This window comes from Fibrobacter sp. (assembly GCA_024398965.1).
Lineage (GTDB): Bacteria > Fibrobacterota > Fibrobacteria > Fibrobacterales > Fibrobacteraceae > Fibrobacter.
On record JAKSIF010000058.1, the window covers coordinates 1 to 12,742 of the forward strand.

11 protein-coding genes are annotated in these 12,742 nt (G+C 46.3%); 9 read left to right on the top strand and 2 right to left on the bottom strand.

The window, feature by feature from the left end; all coding sequences use genetic code 11:
* From MJZ26_13250 to MJZ26_13290, 9 genes are all read left to right on the top strand, one after another.
* Window positions 1-1,344, top strand: a 1,344-nt coding sequence (locus MJZ26_13250) for a lanthionine synthetase (GenBank protein ID MCQ2106743.1), incomplete at its 5' end; no start/stop codon positions are given.
* A 167-nt stretch (window positions 1,345-1,511) separates the two neighbouring features.
* On the top strand, window positions 1,512-2,618 hold the full coding sequence (gene mnmA / locus MJZ26_13255; GenBank protein ID MCQ2106744.1) for a tRNA 2-thiouridine(34) synthase MnmA: 1,107 nt from the start codon (window positions 1,512-1,514) through the stop codon (window positions 2,616-2,618).
* Between the two features lie 147 nt (window positions 2,619-2,765).
* On the top strand, window positions 2,766-3,710 hold the full coding sequence (locus MJZ26_13260) for a LysR family transcriptional regulator (protein ID MCQ2106745.1): 945 nt from the start codon (window positions 2,766-2,768) through the stop codon (window positions 3,708-3,710).
* Window positions 3,711-3,776: 66 nt separating this feature from the next.
* Window positions 3,777-5,423 carry a DEAD/DEAH box helicase gene (locus MJZ26_13265; protein MCQ2106746.1) on the top strand — a complete coding sequence of 549 codons (1,647 nt, stop codon included), beginning with the start codon at window positions 3,777-3,779 and terminating at the stop codon, window positions 5,421-5,423.
* A gap of 19 nt (window positions 5,424-5,442) precedes the next feature.
* Complete coding sequence (locus MJZ26_13270; protein ID MCQ2106747.1) at window positions 5,443-6,552, top strand: histidine phosphatase family protein; 1,110 nt, start codon at window positions 5,443-5,445, stop codon at window positions 6,550-6,552.
* 106 nt (window positions 6,553-6,658) lie between these two features.
* On the top strand, window positions 6,659-7,444 hold the full coding sequence (locus tag MJZ26_13275) for a fibrobacter succinogenes major paralogous domain-containing protein (protein MCQ2106748.1): 786 nt from the start codon (window positions 6,659-6,661) through the stop codon (window positions 7,442-7,444).
* A 612-nt stretch (window positions 7,445-8,056) separates the two neighbouring features.
* Window positions 8,057-8,959, top strand: a complete 903-nt coding sequence (locus MJZ26_13280) for a BRCT domain-containing protein (protein ID MCQ2106749.1) — start codon at window positions 8,057-8,059, stop codon at window positions 8,957-8,959.
* A gap of 17 nt (window positions 8,960-8,976) precedes the next feature.
* Entirely contained in the window at window positions 8,977-10,113 is a 1,137-nt protein-coding gene (locus MJZ26_13285; protein MCQ2106750.1) for a type I restriction enzyme HsdR N-terminal domain-containing protein, read from the top strand.
* Window positions 10,110-10,892, top strand: a complete 783-nt coding sequence (locus tag MJZ26_13290) for an ion transporter (GenBank protein ID MCQ2106751.1) — start codon at window positions 10,110-10,112, stop codon at window positions 10,890-10,892. The genes MJZ26_13285 and MJZ26_13290 overlap by 4 nt, the downstream gene beginning before the upstream one ends.
* Window positions 10,893-11,017: 125 nt before the next feature.
* On the opposite strand, the gene MJZ26_13295 is transcribed toward MJZ26_13290, so the two are convergent.
* Together MJZ26_13295 and MJZ26_13300 are read right to left on the bottom strand one after the other, a co-directional pair.
* Entirely contained in the window at window positions 11,018-11,866 is an 849-nt protein-coding gene (locus MJZ26_13295; protein MCQ2106752.1) for a nucleotidyl transferase AbiEii/AbiGii toxin family protein, read from the bottom strand.
* Window positions 11,866-12,426, bottom strand: coding sequence for a hypothetical protein (locus MJZ26_13300; GenBank protein ID MCQ2106753.1), 561 nt, complete (start codon window positions 12,424-12,426; stop codon window positions 11,866-11,868). The genes MJZ26_13295 and MJZ26_13300 overlap by 1 nt, the downstream gene beginning before the upstream one ends.
* Window positions 12,427-12,742 lie beyond the last annotated feature (316 nt).

Consider the following 12,742-nt stretch of genomic DNA (forward strand, 5'->3'; position numbering starts at 1 on the left):
GAATCCGTTCTCCAGATTGTGAAGTATCTGAAGAATAACGAAGTGGTAACGCCGCAAGGAAAGTACTGGAAGGTGAGTCCGGAACCGGGCAACGAGTACGCTGGAGATCTGATGATTACCCCCAAGGGCCTTTACGCAGGCTCGGCTGGTATCGGCCAGTTTTTCTTGCAGCTTTTCGAGGTGACGAAAGATGAACAGTATTTGCAGGAAGCAAAAGACGCTGCGGAATACATTCTGAATACCTACGAAGGAGTAAAGTTCTTCAAGGATGTTTTGGAAGGTGCCGAAGGCGGCATCTGGCCTGTGAAGGGCTGGGGTACCAGCGTCTATGCGTCTCCGGCGGGGCAGGCCATCTTTTTGGATCAGCTTTACGCACATGTGAAGGATGAACGTTATCGCAAGTTCCTGATTCAGTCTGCCGATGATGCAATCGCCGCAGGTCATGACGACGGAAAGATCCTTCACTGGTCCACGGAAGCGGACTTGATGGCTGATGGTTCCTACGCTTTCTTCTTCCTGTATGTTTACCGTAAGACTGGTGACGAAAAATATCTGGAAGCCGCAAAGCGCGTAGTCGCCTTTACGGACACTCGCATCACTCATGCCAAGGAAGGCGGCATTTACTATAAGAATGTTGACCTCACGTTGGTTGGCTGGAAGTCCAAGGAATCTGCATTCCCCAACTTCAGTCACGGTGCTGCAGGTACGGCATTCCTGAACGCACTTCTTTATGAAGAAACCAAAAATCAAGAATACTTGGATAAGGCAAATGAAGTGGTGAAGTTCCTTGCTGCCATTGCAGAAGGCGATGAAAACGGAGCTCTGATTCCGTACCTCTACAATCCGGAACTGGGACGCTTCCATGACTTCTATTATTTAAGCACATGCCACGGCCCCGTGGGAACTTCCATTCTCTTCCGCAAACTTTATGATATTACCGGCGACAAGGAAAACTTGCAGTGGGTTGACATTTTGACGAAGGGAATTCTGAAGGCTGGTGCTCCGCTGAAACATACTCCGGGTTACTGGAACAGTTACTGCCTCTGCTGTGGCGCTCCTGGCGTTCTTGCACATTTCGTGAAGACTGCTGAAGCTCTTGGTGACAAGTCCTACATTGAACAGGCGAAGGTCACTGCAGACAAACTGTTGGGCGATTCCTGGAACGATGATAAGGGTCGTCGCTGGTACGCCGCATGGACCCGTAAGATTCCTGGCTTTGTGGAAACCTACACCGGCCTTTATGCAGGTGCTGCGGGAGCCGCTTCCGCGTTGCTCCAGCTTTACGCGCACGAAAAGGGAATTAAGATCCAGACCGAAACTGTGGAATACCTGTTCCTGAAATAAGTGCCGGAATTTATCCGCGACGAACCTAAAATTTCCGTACAACCCGAGACCCCTGGGTAATGAAATCCGCCTGGGGGTCTCTTTTTGTGAAAACGAGCAAATAATGTTTTGCCTATTTCGGCAAGGTTGATAAACAGAATAAAATAACCTATATTTTTGGTATGGATATGCAGTCTTCTAAGAAACGTGTGGCCGTTGGCCTTTCCGGTGGTGTTGATTCCGCTCTTGCGGCGTACTTGTTGAAACAGCAAGGTTACGAAGTGGTCGGCATTACCATGGCCACGTGGGATGGTTCCATCAAGAACATGCCTCGCGTAGAAGGTCGCGAAGGTTGCTTTGGCCCGGGTGAAGAAGAAAACATTGCCCAGGCAAAGACTGTTGCTGATCGCCTAGGCATTCCGCATTACACCGTTTCTGTGACGGAAGAATACAAGAAGCATGTGATTGAGTATTTCCGTGCGGAATACCGCGCGGGTCGTACTCCCAATCCTTGCGTCCGCTGCAATCAGAATATCAAGTTCCGCGCCCTGCAGGATGCAACCCGCCGCATGGGTGTGGAATTCGATTATTTCGCCACGGGCCATTACGCTCGCCTGGATTTTGCAGATCCTGCAAAGCCTTTCCTCTATGCAGCTTTGGACGATTCCAAGGATCAGACCTATTTTCTTTCTCGCTTGACTGCAGAACAACTTTCCACGGTGATTTTCCCCTTGGGCGGAATGAAGAAGACCGAGGTAAAGGCCTTGGCTGCAGAAATCGGCTGGGTGGATTTTGCCACCAAGAAAGAGAGCCAGGACTTTTTGGAGTGCGGCGACTACACCGTTCTTTTTGATGAGTCTGACGAAGTGCCCGGTGACTTTGTGGATATGAACGGCAAGGTGCTGGGTAAGCATCGCGGCATTATCCATTACACTATCGGTCAGCGCAAGGGCCTGAACATTGGCGGCCTTCCAGAACCTTACTTTGTTGTGAGTATCGACGTGAAAAAGAACCAGGTGGTTCTTGGCCCCCGTAGCGTCATGAGCTGTGTGGATGTGAGCGCCGAAGAATTGAACCTGATGGTTTCTGAGGATTCTCCGCTTTTGAAGGAACCGCTCACGGCTCACATTCGACTGGGTCATAAGGGTTCTTTAGCTCGCATTACTGAACTTGATGTTGCTTCGGGCCGCATCAGTGTTCACTTTGACGAACCCCAGTTCGCTTCTGCTCCCGGCCAAATTCTAGTGCTGTACGCAGGCCAGGGAATTGTGGCTTCTGGCATTATCACTAAGTAATCATTGATGTAGATGGGTGTAGAAACAGAGGAAAACTTCCTTTATTTCCTACAACATCTATAGGAAAATTTAAACTATTATACTATATTTGCTATAGAAAGCGCCGATATCGTCAAATGGGCGCAGAAATTGTTCCGCGGAGAAAACATGACTCTTCAGCAACTTCGTTACGCTATCGGTATTGCAAAGGTTGGTTCCTTCAATAAGGCCGCCGAAGCCTTGTTTATTTCTCAGCCGTCCTTGACCGCTGCTATCCATGACCTGGAAGATGAAATCGGTATCGTCATTTTCAATCGTTCCAGCCGCGGTGTTACTCTCACACCCGAAGGTGAAGAATTTATTGCCCAGGCAAATCAGCTCTATCATCATTACGAAACGGTCCTTGAAAACTACAGTAAGACTGAACAGAAAAAGAAAAAGTTTGCCGTGTCCACACAGCATTATTCCTTTGCCGTAAAGTCCTTTGTGGACCTGGTGAAGCGTTATAATATCGATGATTATGAATTTGCCATTCGCGAGACCAAGACCAAGGATGTCATTGATGATGTGGCTGCTCTCAAGAGTGAAATCGGTATCCTGTACCTCAGCGATTTTAATCGCAAGTACATTACTTACCTGCTTAAGGAACACGATCTGGAATTCCATAAGCTGATTGATTGCCACGCCTATGCCTACATGTGGAAGGATCATCCCCTGGCCAAGAAGAAGTCTGTGAACCTTGAGGACTTGAGCCAGTATCCCTGCCTTTCCTTTGAACAGAGTGAAAGCGGCAGCTATTATTTTGCAGAAGAAATTCTCAGTACCAATGAATACCATAAGACCATCAAGGCTAACGATCGTGCCACTATGCTAAACCTGATGGTGGGCCTTAACGGTTATACGCTTTGCTCCGGTATCATTAGTGAAGAAATCAATGGTTCCGATTACGTGGCGGTTCCTTTCAAGGATGCCAAGGGTGAAGACGATCGCACCATGGAAATTGGTTACATCACCAAGAAGAACTTTATGCTTAGCACCATTTGTAGATTCTATATCCAGGAAATGGAAAAGTATCTGCAGAACTATACAAGAACTCCAAATGTAGATGCCTAAAGCAGGGTTGGATGTTTAGGTGAAGGCCTGGTGTACGCCAGGTCTTTTTCTATCTTTGCCCTTAATATGAAATTTGAAGAACTTCCCTTGGCTCAACCGTTGCAGCGCGCCGTTCGCACTGTAGGCTACGAAACCCCCACTCCCATCCAGGAACAGTCCATCCCCAGCTTGCTGGAAGGTAAGGACCTGCTGGGCATCGCCCAGACGGGAACGGGCAAGACCGCTGCCTTTGCGCTTCCTATTTTGCAGCGCCTGCTGGATTCCGGGAAGTTCCGCCAGCCCAAAACTTGCCGCGCCCTGATTTTGCTGCCCACTCGCGAGTTGGCTATCCAGGTGGAAGAATGCTTTAAGCAGTACGCCCAGTACACAGCCATTTCTACGGCTTGCATTTTTGGCGGCGTCAGCGATGTAAAGCAGAAGAACGTGCTTATTCGTGGCGTGGATGTTCTGGTGGCAACTCCGGGTCGTTTGCTGGATTTGATCGGCCAGAAGGCCGTGACCATGAAGAACGTGGAATTCTTCGTGTTGGATGAAGCCGACCGTATGCTGGACATGGGCTTCATTCATGACATCCGTAAGGTTGTGGGAATGTTGCCGGGCAAGCGTCAGAACCTGTTCTTCAGCGCCACCATGCCCAAGGAAATTTCCGACCTGGCTGCAACCATCTTGAATGCAAATCCGGTTCGCGTGGAAGTTGCTCCCCAGAGCACTCCCATTGAACGCATCCGCCAGGAACTGTACCGCATCGACAAGCGTCGCAAGGGCGCCCTCTTGAAGGAACTGCTTTCTTCTCACGAAGAAATGAAGAAGGTGCTGGTTTTCTGCCGCACCAAGCATGGCGCCGACAAGATCGTTCGTGTTCTTGAAAAGGCGGGCATTAAGTGCGCCGCTATTCACGGCAACAAGAGCCAGAATCGCCGCCAGGAAGCGCTTGGCAATTTCAAGGATGAAAAGATTCGCGTGCTGGTGGCAACAGACATTGCCGCCCGCGGTATTGACGTGGACGACGTGACCCACGTATTCAATTACGACCTGCCCAACGAACACGAAACCTTCGTGCATCGTATTGGACGTACCGCCCGCGCAGGGAAGGAAGGCGTTGCCATTTCCTTCTGTGCTCCCGATGAAGAACAGGATCTTCGCGGTATTGAAAAACTCACCCGCGTGAAGATTCCCGAAGGTGATGCAAGTGTATTTGAAAAGCTGCCGCCGCCCCAGAAGGAAACACCAGAAAGCGAACTGCGCAATGCCCGCGGCCGCATGCCTCGTGGTCAGAAAGGTGGCCGAGATAATCGCCAGGCTGGTGCCGACCAAGACCGTCGTGATGACCGTCAGAACGCAAGCCAGAAACGCCGCGCAGACCAACGTCGTTCTGGAGGGAGCGACGCGGCCGATAGAATCCAGGAACAACAGTCCGCAAAGTTTGACTGGCGCAAGCACCAGGCCGACAAGCGCAACGCCCGCGCCGCTGAACAAGCCCGTGAAGCCCAACGTCATTCTGGAGTAAATACAGACTCTCGTCGTTCTGGAGGGAGCAACGCGACCGATAGAATCCAAGGCAAGAATAATTCAGCACCGCAGAACTCTGCAGACGGCGACAATCTAAACCGCCGAACCATCGGCCGAAACCGCCCTGGCTCCCGTGCCCGCAAGCGTATGCGTGAGCAGGCCGCCGCCAGCGCCGCCGCTCTCCTTGCTCGCGGTGGAAAGTAATTGTTGCGCAGGAATGGGTATGAAGAAATACTTTTGTACGTTGTTGTTCTCCTTGGTCGCCCTTCTTGCTGGCTGTGGAGAAGATGGCGCCCATCACGCAGTGGCAAATCCTGTTCAGGATGATGTTTTGGATGAGTTTTCTTCCAGTTCCTTTGTTATGGAGCTGCCAGTCAGTTCTGAATACACACTTCCATCGCTTAGCTCCTCCTTTCTTGAATGGAGTTCATCCTCATTTGTGTTGTGGTCCAGTTCTTCCTGGGAGAATGGTTTACTTTCGTCATCGTCTCTTCAGCAGGAATCTTCCTCCTCAAAAGAACAAGAGTCTTCTTCCTCGAAAAATCTGGAATCTTCCTCTTCCTCAGAATGGAGCAGTTCTTCCTCGGAGCAGCAAAGTTCCTCCTCTGTCAAGCTGACCTTGGAACAGGAAGTTGCCATGGATCGTCAGTATGTGGCCGCAGGCAGCTACAGTGAATTTCAAAGTGTGTCCAATGTCTTGAATCAGGTACAGCCTAATCAGAAACTGATTCTAGTTCTTCGTCATGCAGAACGTGGAGATGACTTCAGCAAGTGGGGCCAGCTGACTCAAAATGGAATTCAGCAGAGTCGTGAACTCGGACGTAAACTGAAAAATGGTGTCCCCGCTTTTTACGGACATTCGCCCTTCCTTCGCACCAAGGATACAGGCCGCTACATTGCCATGGAACGTGGTGACATTGCCGAAGGTGCGGAACTTCAAAATTCCGTAGAGCTGGAATCCCTAGGGGATGACTGGTACGTGAAGGACATGAACCAGCACGAACAGGACAAGAATCAGATGGGTGGCGGTTGGCAGCTGTTCTCCAAGTGGGCTTTTGAAGGCGGCTATGAGCAGGGCATGTACGACATGGCTTCCCGCAGCGTGGAACTGATTACGCAACAATTGATTCCAAGTATCCCTAGCGAATATTCCATGGGTATTTTCATTTCACATGACAAGGTGCTGGTTCCTCTCGTTGCCTACTGCACCGATCGCAAGGTGGATCTTCGCTATTGGCAAAATGGCAAATGGACTGAAAATCTGCAGGGCATTGCCATTATCGTCAACGAAGACGGCTCCCGCAAATACATCCCTATGGATGGGCTGAAGTAGACGTCTTTTGGGAAAATATTGCCTAGAGGTTTTCTGAGCCAATCCTTGCCTGGATTGGCTTTCTTTTGTATATTCAGTACGTCCAAGAAATAAAAAAGGATTTACTATGCATAAGAAATTTGCAAATTATGAAATCCTTGCACTCGCATCGGCCTTTGCAGTGGGTTTAACGGCTTGCGGTGACGACTCTTCGACGAATCCTGCGGAAAGCTCCAGTTCTATAGAAATCTCCAGTCCCGCAGAATCATCCTCCTCGTCTGCCACATCTTTTGAAACGGGTTCCATGACGGACAGTCGTGATGGTCGCTCCTATAAGACGGTTACGATCGGGGAACAAACCTGGATGGCAGAAAATCTGAATTTCGCCTACAACGAACCGACATCGACGTTGGATTCGTCCAGTTTCTGCTACGATAACGAAAACGAGAATTGCGAAAAGTTCGGGCGCTTGTATTTGTGGAGCGCCGCGATGGACTCTGCTGCCGTGCTCAATGCCGATGGCAAGAGTTGCGGTGCCGGCGTCACCTGTGATGCCGCGGAATCCGTTCACGGTGTTTGCCCCGAGGGCTGGCGCCTTCCCCAAGTCAAGGATTGGAACATCTTGATTGCCGCTGTAGGAAATATGTTTACCGCTGGTGCCGACCTGAAATCTGCCGAAGGCTGGGAAGAAGGTGCCGGTCGTGATTCCTATGGATTCACTGCACTTCCTGCTGGCTATCGTCACTTTGGCGGAACATTTGGATCCATGGGTGAATACGCCTACTTCTGGACATCCGAGGAATATGTTGTGGATCATGCGAACTATCAATCTTTCGAATACAACAAGAACGATGCTGTTGGGAGCATGAGCGGCAAAAACAATGCTTACTCGGTTCGCTGCATAAAAGAATAAAACATCACAGAACATTGGATATCAAAAAAGGCCCCGACTCATTTGAGTCGAGGTCTTTTAAACTTCTAGGTCAAGCGGCGTAGCCGGTGGTGGGTGGGGGGGGGTCTCCCCCTCGCTGCAGCCCCGGCCCCGCCCTTACAAACATTCCCTTCGGGAATAAAGTTCCGAAACCCACCCGGCCGGGTCTTCCGCTACCCCCTCTGCGGGGCTCAAACGCCGCCCCGCAACGCTCTGCTTCTTTCTCTCGTACGTCCATATGCAAATAAAAACGAGTTACCGTCACTTTAATGACAATTAAATGAATTATATTGTGAATGTATAAGCATAAGAGGTTTTTATAAGGATTTGATGCATTTTTGACATATTGAGCTTTGCTCTTGTTCATCACCTGAAATCGGCAAAATTTCACATCACGATAGAATGAGTAGCAGACGCTCACGTCCAGAAATGGGCGTGGGTCGTTTGTGTTTATTTCGTGATAGGCTTTGCCGAGCCTCAGGTGAGATTGCACTTACGTACCCACGCTTTTTTTGTTTGGTAAAATGTGCAAGTTGAAGTTCTTTAGTCTTTTTGCAAAAGAATCTTACCCTAAAACCATATGGGAAATGATTTATGGAAGGCATTGAAAAGAATACAGAACTTGACGTTGATGGTCAGCCGTTGAATGGCAATTTTAATAGAGTTCGCAACAGAAATAAAGCTGCAGCAACTCTTTACGGCGTATTGAATGGAATTACAGCGGACCAGCAGTTAAATGACACAGAAATATTATTTCTTCAAGTCTGGCTTGAACAGCAAAGCGAAATGAAAGGAGATATCCTTGATATTTATGATGCCGTAAAGGCTGCTTTGGAAGATGGTGTGATTACAAGTGAAGAACGTGAAGATTTAAAATGTCTTCTGGATGATTGTCTCGAATTTTCGGAAAACGTCTTTGAAAGTGATGTTGAAGTAAATCAGTTTGTAGGCTTTTTGAAAGGGATTTCAGCTGATGGTATAATAAACAAAGCTGAATTTGAAAGACTAAAACAGTATGTGTTTAATGCGCCTTTGAAGATTCAAAAAGCATTCCCATTCAATATTGTGTATGACAGAATCAATATGATTCTAAGGGATCAGGTTGTGGATGATGCGGAACTTAAGGAATTGAATGCCCTTGTCTCGGACATTGTCGGAACTCACTTTACAGAAGACGGCGATGCTGTTGGTGGTGCTACGTCTCTATTTAATGATGCCATATCGGGAAGCTTAAATGGTAAAAACGTTTGCTTTACGGGAAAGTTTATTTCCGGAAGTCGTAAGCAGATTGAGTCAAAGGCCGCTAGCCTTGGAGCAATCCCGCAAGGTAGTGTTACCAATTCTACGGACTATGTAGTGATAGGAACAATGGTTAGCCGAGATTGGATCCATGAATCATCGGGACGTAAAATTGAAAAGGCCATGGGTCTTAAAAAGAAAGGAGCCCCGATCATTATTACAAATGAACAGACTTGGAATGAATTTATATCAGAATAATATCAGAAGGAGTAAAAATGAAAAATCTTAACGCTCTTGTTGAAAAGTATAAGTCTCTCACCCTCACGAACGAACTTAATAATGAGGAGGCTGTAAAAAATTACATCATCCGAAATATGGTAGAACGAGTGTGGGGGTATGAATATGGTGCCGGTGTTGATTGCTATAAGGTTGAAGTAGAATTGCCTCAAATTGGAGTAAAGGTAAATCATAGCCGTTGTGATTATCTTATTCAAACAGCAAATTACAAGTGCATTATTGAAGCGAAACGTCTTTCGGAAGATGTTGAAAATCAAAAGCATATTGATGAACTTGCATCTTACGTGCATAACATGCTTGTTGAAGTTGGAATCTTGACAAACGGACGTAAATGGTCCTTCTTTATCGCAGATGCTGCTAGTCATGTCATGGAGAAAACGCCGTTTAAAACGATAGATTTTGAAAAGATTTCGGATGAGGATAAAAAGTATCTTCTGGATCTTTTTAAGAAGCCAGGCGCTGATTTAGCGAAGATTCGTTCTGCCTACGAAGAGGGTAAGAAAAAAGCTGAAGAACAAAATCTTATGGCGAAAATTGAAGCTGCAATTATGGAAGAACGTAAATATCTTTCCGAAGATGAGAAGAAGCATATCATCCGTAAAGTTGAGCCTGGTGTTAATGTAGTCAATCAGAATAAACTTGATAGTTACGAGAATTATTTTCAGGCAGCCATGATGAATATTGTGGAAAAGGAAAAGGCCAAGTATAAAGCAGAAGCGGAAGCAGAGGCTGCTCGTTATAAGAATGATATTGAGCCTGAAGAACTTATGGTATATTCTATCGTTCTTGGTCTTCTTGCTGATAAATATGATACGTCAGTTATCAATTTGAGCGATTTCAATAGTGGTCTTCTTGCGAAAGTTCATTTTAACGGACCTAAATCTGGTCAACCGATTCTTTGGATCATTGGAAAGATTATTGACAACAAGTATCGTTTTGAAGGTATTGCATTTCCTAAGGCAGATGGGGCGCAAGGTGATACAATTGCTCTAGTTGATCCCAAGGAAATTTTTGTTCACAAAGATCAAGTCCGTGCGGAAGCAGAAATAAGCTTTGCGGGACCTCGAGTTAAAGAATTAAAATCTGAAAATCCTGCAACGGAATCTTCCGTATGAATCATATAGTTGAAAGCAAATGGTTTCAGTTAACCGTAATGCTCTTCATTACGGTTAACGCCATTGTCCTAGGTTTAGAAACGATTCCTACGGTAATGGATTCTTGTGGAAAAATTCTTGATGTCATAGATTCCGCTTGCTTGGGAGTCTTTGCCATAGAAATCATTATAAGAATCATTGCTGGACGAAGTCGTTTTTTCGTATCTGCGTGGAACTGGTTTGATGTTTTAGTTGTCGCAATATCGTTTATTCCCGTTACGGGGTGTGTCTCAAGTCTTCGTGTTGTTCGTTTGCTGAAACAATTTCGGGCAATGAGATTGGTTAGCTCGGTAAAAACAATGCAGGTTATCGTAAACGCAATATTCAAAAGCATTCCGAGTCTAGGATATGCAGGATTGTTAATGCTGGTAACCTTGTACATTTACTCTGTAATAGGAGTGAATCTTTATGCGGATGTTGTCTATGATGATATTCAACCGTTTGCTGATATAGGAACTGCAATGTTGACCTTGATAATTACCACAACTTTTGAAGGTTGGGGTGATTTGTTACGTGGGTTGATGGCCGTGCATCCTTACGCATGGATTTACTTGATTAGTTTCATTGTGATATCGGCGCTTATTATGCTCAATATTGTTGTTGGCATTGTTGTGAATTTTGTCAGCGAATCATATGAAGCGAAAAACGAAAACAATACTATGGATGTACAAAAGGAACTTGCAGTTGTTCAGGAACACTTGGATAATGTGAAACGGGCCCTAAACATAAGCAAAAACTAAAAGCATAAAAATTGAACGAAAAAAGACCTCGGCTCGTTCGAGTCGAGGTCTTTTTAACTTCCGTTACGCAGCCAGCATCTCGTCGGCTTTATAGCATTCTGAATAACGAACAATCCAATGAAACTTTAATTTATGTCTATTAGCTTCTGTCGAATCAACGACCAAACGTCTAAAAATGGCAGGTCTTCCTTCCACTTGATTTTTCGGAGAAATGAAGCCCATAGTTTGTTTAATGTTGGGTTCGTTGCGAAATCCTCTTGGAACACTTCGTTCTCGGGATTGCGAATTGTTCCGCGATTTTCAAAGGTCCGACGAATGGCTTCTGAAAGTGAACTTTCATTTACGGGATGGTTCTTCAAAATCCTGTAAATGTCAAAATAGTCCTTCATTCGTGTATTTCTACCGGCAAGGTCGACAATGCATTGGAACTTTTCTGCAATTACAGATTCAAGTGGGTAGGTGCTGATTTTCGCGCAGGGCATATCTTCCAAAAGATTAGGATAACTAATCACATTGGGTGACGGATATATTTCGTCGCCGAATCCAAAATCCATAGAGATGTTTTGACTGATCGATTGCAGCTTCGCGTTTAGATGAATTCTGACTCCGTGATAATCCTTGAATTCTGTGATGATTTCGCTGGTTATATTCCTGTCGTCAAAAACAACGCCGTCTTCCGGGCAGACTATTTTGCAAATTTCTGCCACAGCCTCGCAAATAATGTTTATGTCGTTATTGATTTTATCTGCACGAAAATCTACATCCATGGTGGGCCTTGCCAAGAACTTTTCGTATGCGTAAAGTAACGCGCCTCCCTTTAAGCAGAAAAGTTCACGGTATTTGCTTTGGGAGAGCCTGAATAGGAAACGTTCATGGAAATACCGAATCAAGATGACCTGGTAATCTGTGTTTTGCGATTTTGCGATGTTGAGCAATTTCTCACGAATGGAATGTCCCAGATTCTTCGTATTCACTATGACCCCATGGTTATATACATTTCCAGAATTTTGCTTACGCGTAGTGTTTTGGCGTAATTCATAAGCTTGGAAATGTTGCGGTCTTTGCGCTTTAGGTAGTTCTTTACGATTTCGGTGCAAACATCCAATCCGATTTTATTCCTAAACTTGACGGCGTCGCAGACAGATTTTTCTATGTCGAAAATTTTCACCTCGTACCCAGAAATTATCGCGCATGTTACACCTGTGTCAAGGACGGAATCTGTTAGATTGTGGACGGAAAATGAGGGGTATTGCGGGAGCGTCACTTTCCGACCCCTTTTGATAGCGACGTCGTATTGCTGAGGAACTTGAGTTGTTAGTCCGTAGTAGGACCATGCCGAATACATACAGAGAATTCCTCCGGGAATTATTTTCTCGATATCGACCATGACGTTGGCCAGGTCGTCGGGTTTTGCGAATACACCTCTTTTCACTCGCACAAGAGTTCCCTCCTGAACTTTTTGGAGCGTTGCGTAATATTCTGCACGACTTTCTGCACAGATCATGTTTGCTGTAAAGAACTTTTCTTTTTTCATTGTATAAACCTACTACAAATATAAATAATTGTAGTGGGTTTATGATTCGTAGTTTGCAAAAAAAGACCCCGACTCTTGCGAGTCGAGGTCTTTTAAGTTTTGTGGATTCTATCGGCTCTGCGAGCCTCCAGAATGACGCGTCACCCTGGAGCCGAAGGCGATAGGGGCCCTGCGCGGCGCTAGTCCGCGCGAAGCTCTAGGTTAAGCGGCGTAGCCGCGGTTATATCTCTATAACCTTTAACCTATAAGCTTTAGGCTTTGTAGTCAGCGATCTGTTCTGCAGTCAGGTTCATGATGAAGTTGGAGTGCTTCATCA

Coding starts and splice junctions, on each gene's coding strand:
- MJZ26_13280 (MCQ2106749.1), top strand. CDS start 8,057: ATGGAAGGCATTGAAAAGAATACAGAACTTGACGTTGATGGTCAGCCG.
- MJZ26_13270 (MCQ2106747.1), top strand. CDS start 5,443: ATGAAGAAATACTTTTGTACGTTGTTGTTCTCCTTGGTCGCCCTTCTT.
- MJZ26_13265 (MCQ2106746.1), top strand. CDS start 3,777: ATGAAATTTGAAGAACTTCCCTTGGCTCAACCGTTGCAGCGCGCCGTT.
- MJZ26_13290 (MCQ2106751.1), top strand. CDS start 10,110: ATGAATCATATAGTTGAAAGCAAATGGTTTCAGTTAACCGTAATGCTC.
- MJZ26_13260 (MCQ2106745.1), top strand. CDS start 2,766: ATGACTCTTCAGCAACTTCGTTACGCTATCGGTATTGCAAAGGTTGGT.
- MJZ26_13285 (MCQ2106750.1), top strand. CDS start 8,977: ATGAAAAATCTTAACGCTCTTGTTGAAAAGTATAAGTCTCTCACCCTC.
- mnmA (MCQ2106744.1), top strand. CDS start 1,512: ATGCAGTCTTCTAAGAAACGTGTGGCCGTTGGCCTTTCCGGTGGTGTT.
- MJZ26_13300 (MCQ2106753.1), bottom strand. CDS start 12,426: ATGAAAAAAGAAAAGTTCTTTACAGCAAACATGATCTGTGCAGAAAGT.
- MJZ26_13275 (MCQ2106748.1), top strand. CDS start 6,659: ATGCATAAGAAATTTGCAAATTATGAAATCCTTGCACTCGCATCGGCC.